Annotated in this window: 17 protein-coding genes and 1 tRNA gene; 5 read left to right on the forward strand and 13 right to left on the reverse strand. The window is 42.0% G+C overall.

Annotation, left to right across the window (positions count from 1 at the left end):
* Window positions 1–20: 20 nt before the first annotated feature.
* The 7 genes from flgF to AAGA51_RS11590 form a co-directional block, all read right to left on the reverse strand.
* On the reverse strand, window positions 21–770 hold the full coding sequence (gene flgF / locus AAGA51_RS11560) for a flagellar basal-body rod protein FlgF (RefSeq protein ID WP_042479991.1): 750 nt from the start codon (window positions 768–770) through the stop codon (window positions 21–23).
* Window positions 771–973: 203 nt separating this feature from the next.
* Window positions 974–2,278 carry a flagellar hook protein FlgE gene (gene flgE / locus AAGA51_RS11565; RefSeq protein WP_042479994.1) on the reverse strand — a complete coding sequence of 435 codons (1,305 nt, stop codon included), beginning with the start codon at window positions 2,276–2,278 and terminating at the stop codon, window positions 974–976.
* A gap of 27 nt (window positions 2,279–2,305) precedes the next feature.
* Window positions 2,306–3,013, reverse strand: coding sequence for a flagellar hook assembly protein FlgD (gene flgD, locus AAGA51_RS11570; RefSeq protein ID WP_042479997.1), 708 nt, complete (start codon window positions 3,011–3,013; stop codon window positions 2,306–2,308).
* Window positions 3,014–3,030: 17 nt separating this feature from the next.
* The gene (gene flgC, locus AAGA51_RS11575; RefSeq protein ID WP_042479998.1) at window positions 3,031–3,447 is read right to left on the reverse strand and encodes a flagellar basal body rod protein FlgC; all 417 of its coding nucleotides are present in this window, start codon (window positions 3,445–3,447) and stop codon (window positions 3,031–3,033) included.
* Window positions 3,448–3,452: 5 nt separating this feature from the next.
* Window positions 3,453–3,848, reverse strand: a complete 396-nt coding sequence (gene flgB, locus AAGA51_RS11580) for a flagellar basal body rod protein FlgB (protein ID WP_042480001.1) — start codon at window positions 3,846–3,848, stop codon at window positions 3,453–3,455.
* Between the two features lie 281 nt (window positions 3,849–4,129).
* Window positions 4,130–4,957 carry a protein-glutamate O-methyltransferase gene (locus AAGA51_RS11585; RefSeq protein ID WP_042480002.1) on the reverse strand — a complete coding sequence of 276 codons (828 nt, stop codon included), beginning with the start codon at window positions 4,955–4,957 and terminating at the stop codon, window positions 4,130–4,132.
* Between the two features lie 10 nt (window positions 4,958–4,967).
* Window positions 4,968–5,894, reverse strand: coding sequence for a chemotaxis protein CheV (locus AAGA51_RS11590; protein ID WP_042480005.1), 927 nt, complete (start codon window positions 5,892–5,894; stop codon window positions 4,968–4,970).
* 57 nt (window positions 5,895–5,951) lie between these two features.
* Here AAGA51_RS11590 and flgA point away from each other — a divergent pair, with 57 nt between their 5' ends.
* From flgA to AAGA51_RS11605, 3 genes are all read left to right on the forward strand, one after another.
* A complete protein-coding gene (gene flgA, locus AAGA51_RS11595) occupies window positions 5,952–6,719 on the forward strand; it encodes a flagellar basal body P-ring formation chaperone FlgA (RefSeq protein WP_081878633.1) in 768 nt (255 codons plus the stop codon).
* Window positions 6,720–6,831: 112 nt separating this feature from the next.
* The gene (gene flgM, locus AAGA51_RS11600; RefSeq protein ID WP_042480007.1) at window positions 6,832–7,152 is read left to right on the forward strand and encodes a flagellar biosynthesis anti-sigma factor FlgM; all 321 of its coding nucleotides are present in this window, start codon (window positions 6,832–6,834) and stop codon (window positions 7,150–7,152) included.
* A gap of 29 nt (window positions 7,153–7,181) precedes the next feature.
* Window positions 7,182–7,607 (forward strand): flagella synthesis protein FlgN, encoded by a 426-nt coding sequence (locus AAGA51_RS11605; protein ID WP_042480009.1) that lies wholly within the window; start codon window positions 7,182–7,184, stop codon window positions 7,605–7,607.
* A gap of 157 nt (window positions 7,608–7,764) precedes the next feature.
* Here the strand turns inward: AAGA51_RS11605 and flgP are convergent, their stop codons facing one another.
* Window positions 7,765–8,199, reverse strand: coding sequence for a flagellar assembly lipoprotein FlgP (gene flgP, locus AAGA51_RS11610; protein WP_042480011.1), 435 nt, complete (start codon window positions 8,197–8,199; stop codon window positions 7,765–7,767).
* Between the two features lie 9 nt (window positions 8,200–8,208).
* Window positions 8,209–8,844 carry a FlgO family outer membrane protein gene (locus AAGA51_RS11615; RefSeq protein WP_042480013.1) on the reverse strand — a complete coding sequence of 212 codons (636 nt, stop codon included), beginning with the start codon at window positions 8,842–8,844 and terminating at the stop codon, window positions 8,209–8,211.
* Window positions 8,845–9,006: 162 nt separating this feature from the next.
* Between AAGA51_RS11615 and AAGA51_RS11620 the strand changes: the two genes are divergently transcribed.
* Together AAGA51_RS11620 and AAGA51_RS11625 are read left to right on the forward strand one after the other, a co-directional pair.
* The gene (locus AAGA51_RS11620; RefSeq protein WP_042480015.1) at window positions 9,007–10,140 is read left to right on the forward strand and encodes a flagellar assembly protein FlgT; all 1,134 of its coding nucleotides are present in this window, start codon (window positions 9,007–9,009) and stop codon (window positions 10,138–10,140) included.
* Between the two features lie 53 nt (window positions 10,141–10,193).
* Window positions 10,194–10,270: transfer RNA gene (locus AAGA51_RS11625), tRNA-Arg, on the forward strand.
* 562 nt (window positions 10,271–10,832) lie between these two features.
* Here the strand turns inward: AAGA51_RS11625 and AAGA51_RS11630 are convergent.
* From AAGA51_RS11630 to AAGA51_RS11645, 4 genes are all read right to left on the reverse strand, one after another.
* A complete protein-coding gene (locus tag AAGA51_RS11630) occupies window positions 10,833–11,732 on the reverse strand; it encodes a hypothetical protein (protein ID WP_042480018.1) in 900 nt (299 codons plus the stop codon).
* A 219-nt stretch (window positions 11,733–11,951) separates the two neighbouring features.
* Window positions 11,952–12,269, reverse strand: coding sequence for a hypothetical protein (locus AAGA51_RS11635; protein ID WP_042480019.1), 318 nt, complete (start codon window positions 12,267–12,269; stop codon window positions 11,952–11,954).
* Between the two features lie 342 nt (window positions 12,270–12,611).
* The gene (locus tag AAGA51_RS11640) at window positions 12,612–14,156 is read right to left on the reverse strand and encodes a replication endonuclease (protein WP_042480020.1); all 1,545 of its coding nucleotides are present in this window, start codon (window positions 14,154–14,156) and stop codon (window positions 12,612–12,614) included.
* A 243-nt stretch (window positions 14,157–14,399) separates the two neighbouring features.
* Window positions 14,400–14,642, reverse strand: a complete 243-nt coding sequence (locus AAGA51_RS11645) for a helix-turn-helix transcriptional regulator (protein WP_042480026.1) — start codon at window positions 14,640–14,642, stop codon at window positions 14,400–14,402.

Here is a 14,642-nt window from a genome sequence, read left to right on the forward strand (position 1 = left end):
ACTAATTTCCTTTCAATTGGTTAGCTCATACGAAGCAGAGAATCGGACGATTTGTCCATGTCTTCTGCCGTGCTCATCATTTTGACTTGCATTTCAAACTGACGCTGTAACTCGATTAGGCTGGTCATTTCACCCACCGCATTGACGTTACTGCCTTCTAGGGCTCTGGTCAGAATTTTTACATTGGCATCTGCATCGTATGCCGTGTTTGGATCTTTCGCGCGGAAAAGACCATTAACATCTTTATATAAATCTTGGTTGTTTGGACGAACAAGCTTAATACGGTCGACGATTTCCATTGCATCTGCTGGAGCGCCTTGCGGGCGAACAGAAATAGTACCGTCGTTACCAATTTCAACTTTTGCCACTGGTACCGGTAAAGTAATTGGCGCACCAGTTTCACCAAGCACCAAGTGACCATTGCCGTTAAGCAAAAGACCGGTTTGGTCGATCTGCAAATTACCGTTACGAGTTAAACCTTCAGCGCCGGTTTTGTCTTGAACAGCAATCCAGCCATCGCCTTGAATGGTGACATCCAAATCACGTCCCGTTGTGATAACACTGCCTTGCTGGAAATTGTTTCCTGGGCGTTCAGTCATACTGAACACTCGGCTAGGCAGACCATCACCATATGCTTGCATTGAACGAGCTTGTGCTAAGTCAGCACGAAAACCAGTTGTGCTTACGTTGGCCAAGTTATTCGCTCTTAGCTGCATAGCTTGCATATTTTGCTTTGCGCCACTCATGGCGAGAAACAATGCACGGTCCATAATTTGCTCCAAAATTCATCTGTTACGACTTATAAAGCAATAGGTGTGCCAAGTTTTATTTTTAATATAAAACAGAAAGTTATAGTAAGTAGAAGGGGTGTTACGGGGAGGTTTGCCGCGGCAATGTGGCAAGCTGGCAATCCTATCAAGCCAGCGTTGCCGCTGGCTTGATAGACCAGATGACCATATATACGAAGATCGTATTATCGAATCTGCAGGATGTTTTGTTGTAGCTGGTTGTGAACTTCAAGCGCACGTGAGTTAGCTTGGAAGTTACGTTGAGCAGAGATCAAATCCACTAACTCTTGGGTCATATCAATGTTGGATTGCTCTAAAGTACCGTTGTTGATCGAACCAAAAGAGCCTTTGTTTGATTCGCCCCAGATCTTGTCACCAGAGAACTGAGTTGAATCCCATTGAGTACCACCTTTTTTATCCAGACCTTGTTCGTTAGATACACGTACTAACGCAACTCGGCCTAGAGTGATGTTTTCACCGTTTGAGTAAGTGCCTAGCACACTACCGTTTTCGTCAAAGTCGATCTTAGTTAAGAAACCCGTTGTTGCGCCATCTTCATCGAACTTAGTCAATTCAAATGGTGCAGCAAACTGAGTTGCTGAATCTAGACCAAAGGAGAGTGTCTGGTTAACATCTGCGCCATTTAGGTTAATAGGATTTGCACCTGCGCCTAGAGGATCAGAAACAATTGGCTGCCCGTTGTTCAAACTTGCTAACGTACCGTCATTGTTAAACTTCATGGAGTGACCAACATGACCAGTCGGTGTAGTCGCATCACCACCAGTGATGTTCAATGGCTTCTCACCGTCTTTGTCTGTCACTGTGTAATAAGTTTGCCACGTATTTGGCTGAGTTTGGTCTTTCAGATAATACGTAGTTAGCTTATACGACTGCCCCATTGAGTCATAAATGGTCGATGACGTTGAGCGGTTATAAGTTTCAGGATCATTGTAGTCAAACAACGCTGGATCTTTCAGATCACCGTTTGCTGGAAGGTTTACACCTACTTCAATGTTTGCCGTTTGTTTAGGTTTACCAAACTCTGCTGGAATGTTCAGTGGCTGTGGTTCATAAGAAAGCACATCACCAGTATCAGGGTTTACCTGATAGCCCAGTAGGAACTCATCATTCGACGTCACCATGAAATTGTCTTTGTTCAGGTGGAAAGCACCGTTACGAGTCAATTCATTTTGCTGTGGAATAAGGCGATCTTTAGATACCGCGAAAAAGCCAGTGCCCGAGATACGCAAGTCCATTGGGTTGTTAGTATAAATACTTGAACCTTCGTGGAACTGCTGGGCAACTTTATTCACTTGTACACCACCACCCGGAGTGGTTTTAGCGTTGGTAAATAAAGAGCTTGAGTAAACATCACCGAACTCCGCACGTGACTCTTTAAAGCCGAATGTGTTTGCGTTCGCAATGTTGTTACTGGTTGTGTTCAGGTCTAACTGAGCTGCGGATAAACCGCTAAGAGATACATATGACATTCCAAATTCTCCTATCTAGCTAGCATTCTATGCTTTGCCAACTTCAAGTACTTCAGCAAGTTTCACTGGTGATGTGAAACCAGCTAGATTGAGTAGTACGTTACCATCACCCTTACCAAGCAGAACACTATTGACGTTAGCGTAAGTAGATACGCCAAATTCAGTACTTGTTCCATCTAGTAGACCAGCGGCTTTCACTTTGTATTTGCCGGCCGGCAATGGATTACCGTTTTGATCTTTTCCATCCCATTCGACACGGTTGTCACCGGCCGGTTTAGCTCCTACATCCATAGTACGAACTAGCTGTCCCATTTCGTCTTCGATACGAACAAATAAATTCTCTACCGAACTTGGAAGCTTAACCATTGCCGCCATGCCTGCATCATCTTTCTTAACGCCTGCAGCACCAGGTACCAATACATCACGACCTACCAGTGATGATGCTTGCAAGGCTTGGTTAGATGTCATTGCCGAGTTCAAACTCTCAAATTGAGTGTTCATCTTGCCAATACCATCAACCGTCGCAAATGATGCCATTTGCGCAATCATCTGGTCATTGCTAACCGGCTTAAAAGGATCTTGCTGAGAAAGTTGCTTCGTGAGCAGGGAAAGAAAATCTTCTTGTTTAAGATCTTGTTTACCTGTGCTCTCAGTCGGCTTCTTCTGTTCTTGAAGAGCTTTCAGCTGGTCAACATAGGACAAGCCGCTTTGACCAACGTTATCTATTCCGGCCATACGCTAACTCCTTATCCTTATTGACCCATCTGCAGCGTACGCAGCAGCATTTGTTTACTTGCATCTGCAACTTGTACGTTCGTTTGGTATGAACGTGATGCAGAAATCATATTAGCCATTTCTTCCATTACGTTAACGTTAGGCTTATAGATATAGCCTTCGTCATTCGCAAGTGGGTGGTCAGGGTTAAACTCCGCTGATAGCGGTTTATCACTTTCCACAATACCTAACACTTTCACAGGCACGTTTGGGTCGCGGTTAAAACGTGCTTTACTCAACTCGGCACCGAACACTGCGTGACGCGCTTTATAAGTATCTTCAGCAGAGCTGCTGATACTGTCCGCGTTAGCAAGGTTACTTGAGGTTGTATTTAGACGAACAGACTCTGCACTCATCGCGGAACCTGTCACATTGAACACATTAAATAAGCTCATCTAAATTACTCCCCTTTAATTGCTTTCGTTAAGTTCTTGAATTTACTTCCTAAGAAGTCGAGTGATGCTTGGTGGCGAATCTGGTTTTGCATAAACAAGTTACGCTCTAAATCCACATCCACCGTGTTGCCATCACCAGTGTCAGGTTGAGTTGGAACGCGGTAAAGCATTTCCCCTGTCACAGTCGTAGAGGCAGGAATGTGCCGACCGTCCGTACGGCTAAGACCAATGCTTGCCCCCGAACTTGCCGCCTGCAAAGCCTTATTGAAGTCCATTCCTTTCGCCTTAAACCCAGGTGTATTCGCTTGAGCAATGTTAGTAGAGATAACCTCTGCATTGCGTTCACGAACACCCACCGTATGCTGGTGTATACCGAGTGCGTTGTTGAAAGAAATAGCCATACTTTGCCTCTTTAATAAGAACTGACCGTTAGTCATAGATTAAAAGCAATTAGCGTACCAACTTTTAAATTTACTAATTCGCAATTAATCTTTTCTCGTGTTGCAACCTTTTAGCTTGCATAAAACAGTTTGCAAAAAGCACGCCGTTTTGGCAGTAGCAAACCTATAAATTTAGAGATTTGGAATGTCTCTCTTTAGGTATAGAACAGAGAACCAGAAAGGAAAGAAAAAGCCCAGCGCTTGGCTGGGCTTTAGAAAATAATGGGTTTGAAGCTTATGGCTTACTTGAGCTTATAGATGATGCCTGGATTACAACGCACCATTTCAAACTTGTCCGTCAGCCCAGTTAAAGACTCAGATGCACCAAGCAGCAGGTAACCACCGGGATTTAGGTTGTTTGCCATCTGATTCAATACTTTGGCTTTCATATCTGGCGAGAAGTAAATCAATACATTTCGACAGAAAATGATGTCGAACTTACCGAGCAACGCATAGCTTTCCATTAAGTTTTGCGGGCGGAAGTTCACCAAACGTTTGAGGCTATCTTTTACCTTCATACGTCCATCCCCTGCATCTTCAAAGAATGCACGACGGCGCTCAGGAGACAAACCACGTCCCAGAGCGAGGTTGTCATAGACACCTGCACGACACATATCCAGCATGCTTGCTGAGATATCCGTTGCCGTGATCGACACGCTTGGAAGTAAACCAGGACGACGCTGCTGAGTTTCAAGGATAGTCATTGCCATTGAATAAGGCTCTTGACCAGAAGAACTCGCCGCCGACCAGATTTTAATTGGGCGTTTTTTTGCCGCCATTTCTGGCAGTAAACGCTCAGCAAGCACAGTAAACGGATACGTATCACGAAACCACAAGGTTTCATTGGTTGTCATCGCATCAACTGCTGCCACACGCAAATCACGATTTCTCCCTGTTACGACATCTCGTAACAGGTCAGATAAACTAGCTAACTTATATTTAGTCACAAGTGGACTGAGACGACTTCTCACCAAGTACTGTTTGCTGTCTCCCAACACGATCCCGCATTGAGATTCCAGAAATCGGCAAAAGTCGCGATATTCTTGATCGCTTATAGTAATAGCAGTCATTAATTTCTCTTTATTTTACTAGCGCAGCCTTCACCGCATTACCAAGCTCATCAGGGTTAAACTTAGCGATAAATGCATTTGCACCTACTCGTTCAACCATAGCTTGGTTAAATACCCCACTCAGTGATGAGTGCAGTATAACGTAGAGATCTTTTAATTCATTATTCCGGCGTATTTCTGCCGTTAAGGTGTAGCCGTCCATCTCTGGCATTTCAATATCCGAAATCACCAAAGAGATTTGTTCGTAAATACTACCTTCTTTTGCCATTTCTAACAGCTTTTCGTATGCATCTTTACCGTCTTTGGTCAAAATACATTCAAAACCGATTGACTCTATCGCTCGTTGAACTTGCTTACGAGCTACTGTCGAGTCGTCTGCAATTAAAATACGACGAACAATCGCCTTTTCTTGTTCAGCTTCCGCAATATCATGACCGATACTAGCATCCATCTCTTCATTAACTGGTGCGATTTCTGCAAGGATCTTTTCTACATCGAGAATTTCAACCAGCTCGTTATCAATATTGGTTACTGCTGTCAGATAGTTGGCTTTACCAGCACCTTCTGGCGGAGGCAGAATTGTTTCCCAGTGCATATTGATTATACGTTCAACCGAACTTACTAAAAAAGCTTGAGTTGTACGGTTAAATTCCGCAATGACAACAAAACTTTTTTGAACATCTTGAGTCGGACGACCACCGATGGCCAAGCTTAAGTCAATAACAGAAAGCGTTTGACCACGAATATGGGCAACACCTTTAACTAAGTGATGCAAGTTAGGCATAGCAGTCAATTTAGGACATTGTAGAACTTCTTTGACTTTAAAAACGTTAATGCCATAACGTTGGTGTCCGTTAAGACGGAAAGTCAGTAATTCTAGTCGGTTTTGGCCGACAAGTTGCGTACGCTGATTCACAGAATCAAGAATACCCGTCATAAGCACATCTCCATCTCAAACTTATGTTCATAAAAAAGTGGTAGTCTACTACACGCTATGAAGAAACGAGAGACACGAACAATGCATCCGAAGATCTGTTTACATCTACATTCCCTATCTAAGTGTAGAGCTTTCTATAATATTTTTTTTAACTCTATCGGTTTTTTGTTAGCTTTCTTTAGTCTTTCTTTGTTTGCTGCAACACCAGAGCAAGTAAAAATGATTCAAAATGCCGCTGAAAATCATGTTTTGAGCAGTGTTGAAGTCGCCGAAGGAGGCGAGCTCGTAGTGAATGCCGCAAACATAGATGACCGCATATTCGCCACCGATTGCCCAAACACTCTCACAACCTCTTCGTCATCCAGTAATGCGTCTGCCAGCAACATCACCGTGTTAGTTGAATGCGAAACAGATAACTGGAAAATCTATGTTCCCGTTCGCCTAACAATGCGAGTTCCTATGGTTACCGCTGCTAATCATATTAGCAGAGGACAAGTTTTAACAGACAACGATATAACTATCAGTATGGTAGATCTGCTGCGCTTTAGACGGCAAGGTTTTTCCTCGATAGAGAGAGTGGTCGGAGCAAAAACCAAGAAAAACGTGAAGTTAGGTGATGTTATCGAACAAAATGATATCTGTGTGGTATGCCGAAATGACAGTGTACTTATCCAAGCAAACGCCAGTGGTATGAATATTACTACTAAAGGAACAGCATTATCTGACGGAAGCTTCGGTGAACAGATAAAAGTGAAAAATGATAAATCTAACCGTATAATAGATGCGCAAGTCAGTGGTATTGGCGAAGTAACCGTTCAGTTTTAGTTACTTAACAATAAAAGCATTAAATTCGTCACGAAACCATAAAATTGCTAAAGTTATTCTTCTACATGTCGATATTGACAGTACAGATTCATATTTTAAAAAAGGCTCATTTATGGCAGGCATTGATAACATACGCTCAGGGCATTCGTTAAACACGACGAATCGCGCCCCTGCTCGTTCTAATTCAGATGCATCTTCATCAACATCAAGTGCGACCAACCGTGGTGCTGTTAAGCAAGATTCTGTATCGCTTAGCCATCAGGGAAAGGCCATTGGTGAACTGCATAACGACATGACGACGACCCCTAGCTTCGACAGCGCTAAAGTTGCTGCGATTAAAGAGGCGATCGCAAACGGATCTTATGTTGTTGATTCAGAAAAACTGGCCGACAATATGATCAGATTTGAAAAAGAATTGGGTGGCTTTAACTAACCCGATTCGGTTTATAGGCAATTTAAGTTATGGCAGCACTAAAAGACTTGATCGAATTCCAACTTAAAAACGCACAAGAATTATCAGTGCTGTTGGAAAAAGAGAAAATCGCAATTACTTCGCGAATATCTGCGGATATAGAAGCGCTTGCCAAACAGAAAACCACTTTGGTTAACCAACTGCAAACGACAGATCAACGAATTGCTGCTCATCCTCATGTCTCGAGCCTGGCTGAGGATAGCTACCTCAATGAGTTAACCAATCAAATTCGTTCTGTTATTCACGATTGCCAGCAAGCCAACTTGATAAATGGCGAAGCCCTGAATCGCGCACAACTTAGCTTTAATAAACTCAATAATATGATGCAGCAAAGCTTGGGCAAAGTTGGAATGACTTATAGCGCAACAGGCCGCACTCAATCCGTTTCGACTTTGGGTACCAATCTCAAAGCGTAATCGGCACGTCGCAGTATTAATGGTCACAGTATTGATGACAGGCGACGGCAATAAAACCAGAAAATAGAAAAGCGGCAATATTTGCCGCTTTTTTGTATGCCGATTTTAAGTATCTGGAGAGTGATAATTAAAACTACAAGAGATAGAACCGAGACAGTTAGAACAGAGTTTGCTGACGTTTTTCAGGCACCTGCTGAACTTCGCCGTAATCTCGAAGCATGTTCATCTTATTAATGTCTAGACGTAATTCCGTTACATAGCTGTCGCCAACTTTATAGCTACGAACCACTTCTGCACCTCGAATAACACCATCAACTTCACCGCTGGTACGTTCAGTACCAAGACGCTGATCGCTTAGCTCCGCTCGGCCGCTAACACGCATGCCATAGACTTGTTCAGCCAGCTCGCGGTAAGCATCAATTTTTGAAGCTCGCATCGCTCGAACTCGCTTCTCTTCAACATCACGCCCTTTCTGCTCACTGATACTCGCGTATCCCACCGCAGTTAACCAATCATCGGCTCTTGTTGTTTGAAGAGGCTGACACCCCATCATTACAAACGCTGTCACTAGGACCAATAACCATTGTTTCATCATAAACTCCTATGGGCGCAGAATGACAGTGTAAGGTTGCTTCATCGTTGGATCAGAACGAATGAGAACACCATCTTGAGTACGCATACTGTTCAAAGTATCTAAATCTCTACCGATGCGATCAGCGGGTAGGAAACCTTGTGCAGTCGCCACAACAATACGAGATTGCAAACCAACAACACGAGCATTAACAAGAACGCCACCATCTTGACGAAGCATAGTGCCCGTTAACACGTATTGGATTTCTTGCTCTTGAGCTAAGTCTTTCCAGTCGCGGCTAAACGCAAAATCGCCTTGCTGCGTTACTTGAATCGTACCTGTGGTTTTATAGTCAACAACCTTAAAACCACGGCGTTGGAACTGGTAAATAAACCCTTCGGATACCGAATTACCCAACCAGTTTGTTGTATCCATATTTTGCAGATCAACAAATGAGGTCACAGCAATAGCATTACGTGCAGTAATACTCGTGTTCGATATCATTAAATCTTCAGTCATACTCTCTACAAAGAAATCCAAAGTATGTCTTGGACTCTCCATCAACATAAATTGTGAACCAGAGTACGGCTCTTTTCCGTTATAAATCGGGGCATAGGCACATGCAGTCAAAAAAACTGCTGGCACTAAAGGAAGCCATTTTTTCATTCTCTTCATCTCCAGATATACTAAGGCATCGGTTCCATTTCACTCTCACTGATGAAACTGGAACACTCTTTGCTTTTCTAAATTCGTCTACTATTCAGAAACGCGATACCTACATCAGCTACGAATTAAGAAGCAAAATTTATACCTAACTGGTAATTCATAATGAAAAAAATTATTTATTGTTTAATTTCAATACTTTCAGCAACACTCAGCGTACCCAGAGCTTATGCAGAATGGTATGAAGTGACAGGTACTGCCGCTGTTGTTTCGACAGAAAGTGCCGCCCGACTCCACGCATTAGAAAACGCCATTTATAAGGCGGTAAAATTTGCCGGGGCAGATATTGGCAGTATCAGCAATTTAATGCCGCTATTAGAATCAGAACGTACCGAATACCAGTTTTCAAACCATGAAGTAAGGTACATCCTGATTGAACAGACAACTTCTAGAAACGATGTGATGAGTGTTCGAGCTCGTATTGACATCTACCCATCGGCAGCAGGTTGCCAGCAAAACCAATATAAAAAGACCTTCTTAGTCGGCAATATTGATTTAGCATCACCTCAACAAGCGGTAATGGGGCAGATTTATAGTCTGGGAGATGATTTTGCCGAAGTAGTAAACCGCCAAATCGGTCAGGAGTCAGGAAGCTTCGTCTCTGTCGGTACCACCAACTATGATATCAACGCCCGTAATCCTGAACGAATCAAAATGATTGCTCAAGATACCGGCGCACAATACATCATTGGGGGTGTAATTACTGATCTTACGGCGACTATCGAGCAGAAATTACTACAAGATGATGTCATTAACCGTCAGTTCGCTTTAGAGATGAAAGTGTTCGATGGCAAAACTGGCAGTGAAGTCTTTAAACATAACTATCGTGAAGTCGCTCGTTGGCCTTTTGCTAAAACCAGCCAAATCGATACGCGAAGCGCACGCTTCTGGGCTTCTACTTATGGCGATATGTTACTTAGAGTAAGCCGAAATATTATGTTGGACTTAGAGTCTGAAATTTCGTGCAAGATTACGCTTCCTGAAGTTGTTGCCAAATTTGGCAACACAATAACCATGGATTTAGGCAGAATTCACGGCGTTCAAGAAGGCGATAAACTGCAACTGTGGCACACAGGCGCATTCATTGATCAAAAAGGTTTGCCACGCAATAAAGTTACCCAAAGTGATATCACTTTAACGGTATCACGTGTTTATGAAAACGACGCTGAACTGATGATTGATCAGCCAGAACTACTATCGAGCGTGCAAATTGGCGACGTTATGCACAAACAGAATTAAAAGTGTTTATCGGTGGTTAACTTATTCAAATAATTGAGTAATATAAGAGCCCTGCTCCCGTGGCACAGCTGGATAGCGCGGCCCCCTCCTAAGGGGCAGGTCTCAGGTTCGAATCCTGTCGGGAGCGCCATATAAAACAAAGGCTTAGTGAAAAATCATCACTAAGCCTTTTTAGTTTTCGGATTGTTGTGTAGCAAATGTGTAGCAGATTCAATGGGTGAATTGGCTGCGACAGTAAGCTAGTACAAGGAAACGATTTTAGGGAAGATAGAAAGGTAATTATTTTTTCGTCTCAATCAGTTTTCACTGTTCGTTCAAAAACATCATTGGACATTTTTGAGTTAGTGATTATTTCAAATTAACTTTCACACGGATTAACTTAGGTATGGAAAAGTCGCTTATCCGCATGTTCAGTTTTGCTGATTCAGATCAATAGCCAATTTTACTTTACTACTACGCTATAGGGCGGCAATGGAACACAGAGGAATCAGAACCCTATAGCGTTTTGTCATGCATTATCATTGAGAATGATCAGCTCATAATCTTGAATAAGCGATTTAGTCAGAACCAAGCTCTCTAGATTGCTATCTGGGATGTCATATCCCTTACCCTTTGGATGTATTAGAACAAATACAATAAAGCGAGGTATGCAGTACATCACCTCGCTTCTATGTATGAGATGTAATTGTTAATTAATTTAGCTTTATTTGGCCATGTAATGTTATCAGTTGATTATCTAAAGGAGCCATTATACTCATCGTTATGTAGTCAACACTTTTACCAATGTCTAAAATGCCAACGGAACCATTCTCAACTTTACAATTAGTATTACTGTCATCAATTTTAAATTCATGAGTCCAGTTCATCCCAGCCGTCCCTTGAAAAATATTTGCGTTGGTGGGAATTAACTTGGAATGAATTCTACAGTTACCAAAACGAGTATCATGTATTTCAATCTCTCCGTCACCAATGTGCTTAAAGCTCACTTTTTCAGGGTCAATGCTCATAGGGAAATTGTAGTCAAGATCGCTGAAGCTAACTCTTTCTTCGCTAGGGCCAAAGCCCGTACTAGATGGAACATTTTCACGGTATAGCTTTAGATGAGTAGATGAAGATTCGCTTTTTAGATCGAAATTTAAAGTCGCGGATACATAAGGGGTCGTCTGGGTGACATCCATAGTGAAATTGCCACTAATTTTATCCAAGATGTGGTCACCGAACGGCAAAGATTGGTAATGTCGTAGGGTGATATTTTTGTCGACATTTTGGCCTGACTTTTGGACTATCTCAGGAATGATTCCAATATAATCCTTTTCCTCTATGTGAACGGTTATCTTCGCGGTTCGGTTTTTTGAAACCACTACGGATAATAACGCTGATGGCTCTTGTATTAGCCAGCTTCCCACTATTGGGTCTTCAGGAGCTTCCACCGTCACAACAGGATAAGTTTCATTATCATCGTTACATCCAGATATAGTAAAACTGGTGATCAATATTGCTAATAATGGCGTTATCTTATTCATAATGTTTTTATTTATCTTTAGTTGAAAGTTGTAATATCGTTTTTGATTTTTCTGTAAACGATGTTTCACAGAGGAACTTCCTATTGTTTAAACCTTAGTGATTAAAGAATAATTCTCTTTTGTTCATAAAAAATCATTAAATCGCTCTTCAGGCACCACCCACTGCATTAGTGCGGGAAATAAACAATAAATTCTCATAGCAATTTGGCGAAAGCTTAAGTATTTCAATATAATTAAGCCCCACATTTGTGAGGCCTATATTTTATTAAACTAGTTTAATAAGATTACTTATACTGTAAAAGTACAAGATTTTGCTTTTAGAACTGGGCGCACAGTTGTAGCTGCTTGGTTGTATGCAGCGCTCATCGTTGCTTTAGCTTCAGCAGTACCTGTATCCATACCAACCGCACTTAGGATGCTAGAGCCTGAATCCAATGTTTCCATGTTTGATTTGTAATCTGTGAACAATTGTTCGATTTGATCACAATCCATAGTATTGAAATCTGCGTTTGTTAAGTCTGGAGTTTCGCTAGAACCTGTCAACTGACAACCAGAAAGAGCAGCGATAGAGATCGCCGTAACCACTGATAAGACAACTTTTTTCATTGTTAATTCCTTATTTTATATAAAACAGCCACGAATAAACGCAGCCGAAAAAGATTAACCGAGCGAATGATTCATGATAAGAAATAAATAGATATTCAATATTAAATTAGTGAGACTAGTCACACTTGGCACTTTCTATAAAGAAAAATACATATTATTTGATTTTTTACAATGAGTTGTTTGTAGTATATGTATTTTTTATGTTAAGAGTGGCCTTCGTGACATTGCTTAAATTTGGTCAAACTATTGTCAAATAAGACGAGAGCAAATAGCGTCGCAAAAAGGAATGGGGCATATTCAATTTACATACGTCAAAAATACAGTTATTCACAGAACTCCAAGTTAAAAAGCAGGGCGAACGCTTGCATCTATTCGCCACTGAAAAACACGCGTGATAATCTCACGTCCAGCAGTAAATACGCCTTTCAAAGCTCTCATAAGCTCACTATCGCAATATTGGCTCGTTTTAATTACGCCAGTATCTGTATCCACTGAAAGCTCGTAGTAAGGCTTAAAGACCTGTTCTTTGCGCAAACTAAATACTCCACCCATTTTTTGAGTAAACAGTTTCCAGTTACCAGAATCTGCCGCTTCAACAATTTCCTTAGCTAGTTGAGCAAGACCTTCTACACTCTTCAAACGTCTTAGCTCTCGCCATACAGTAACCGAGCAACCGCCTAACTGCTGAAATTGACGAATCCCCCAGCATGACGCCCAAGCGTCAACACGGGCTGCCGCATCTCTTGGATCCTCGCCGTAAACACCATCATCTAAATCACTACCATCAATATTCTTTGAAATGTATTTAGCAATGTAGCCTGTCGCACTGCCTTTCTTTGGGTCTATTTTCACTTCAGTAAAGCGGTGTTCAGTCGCACCGATCTCGTCACCATCTTCGCGTAAAGCGTACTCACGCATAATATTTATCATTTCTTCGTAACGGCTAGGCTCAACAAATAAGAGCAAGTGCCAATGTGGTGTACCGTCATGCTGAGGCTCCGCTACACGGAACCCATAGAAACGAATATTTAATCGATTCAGTTTAGATCGCATTAACTGCCAAATGTTATTCAGATATTGCTGTCCATCTAATGGGGTATACCCTTCCCACTTAGGGTTCTCATGACCTGATTTTGAGTAGCTACGGTGGTATTTAGATGGGCAGGTAATAGTAAGAAAAGTTGCTTCATGTCCTAATTCCTTGGCTAAGTCTTCAAACCCTCTTGCTCTCATCATCAATTCACCTTTGCGAATCGTTGGGTTAGATACTCCTTTCTGAGATAGTTCAAACAAGGAGAAGCTTTGACCAAGCTCATTAGTGGCAATCGTATTTTCTAAGTAAGCACGCTGATAGTCTTTCTGACGAATTCGAGCCAATAGCGTTGGGTTTGAACAATATAAACTCTTCTGTTTATTCACCTGGTTAAGATGATGCAGAACCGCTTCAATATTTTGTCTTAACGACTTTCTGAGTTTTCTTAACCACCACTTATAATCTCCGTAGCGACTTAACTCACCGTTTAGACTGTAATTTACAGTTGTCTGATTTATACCCTGCTGTTGAACAAAAAGACGAACCGGATATAAAGCTAACTCATCATCCAAATACTGACGACGTAGAGCAAATGTGGACTTAGCCAAATGCTTTGCCTTAGCTCTTAGGTCATCTTCCGATAGGTTCAATTCAAGCTTGCTTAAAGGAATAGAAAGTTTTTGTGCAATCTTATCTGTGGTGATCCGAAGGTAAGTATTTCGCTCAAACTTAGTAGGCTGGCTTAAGTACTTGTTAAATAGGATACGTTGTATTTCTAGCGGAAACGAAGAAAGCCTTTGTTCTACAAAGGCTCTGTCATCACGGTCAACAAAGGTTAGATTAAGGCAACTCATACCGCTGCCTTCCCTTTAGCTGTTATCGAATAAGCATCCCAGCGAATCCCATAAACTAGCTTAGGAGTTCCTATAATAAGTTCCTCCTTAACGAGCCTACTTATTGTCCGACTAGAAACTTGAATTGGAAGACGCCTTTTCGGAACAATGTCGCCACGTTTAGGGCAACTTTCATCTGAGCATACTTCAAACTTTCGTCCGGTACTCATCCAATGTAATAATGTGATTTGATCTTTGGTCAGGTTAGGCATAGCTAAATACCTCCTGAGACAGATGGTCTAACTTAGTATGGCTTTCTAGCCACTGGTCTAAGTCTTCTTTTAAATAACGGACAGCGCGTCCAATTTTAATGAAAGGTGGGGCATCGGTACGGTTCTTACGCTGACCTTCCATTCTAGCCTGACGTAGAAATGAACGGCTCATTCCGATATAGACAGCAGTTTCCTGCTCTGTGTATGCGCGTTTCCCAACGGTAGCGAGTGACAT

Origin of the sequence: Vibrio diazotrophicus, assembly GCF_038452265.1 — a bacterium.
Taxonomy (GTDB): Bacteria; Pseudomonadota; Gammaproteobacteria; order Enterobacterales; family Vibrionaceae; genus Vibrio; species Vibrio diazotrophicus.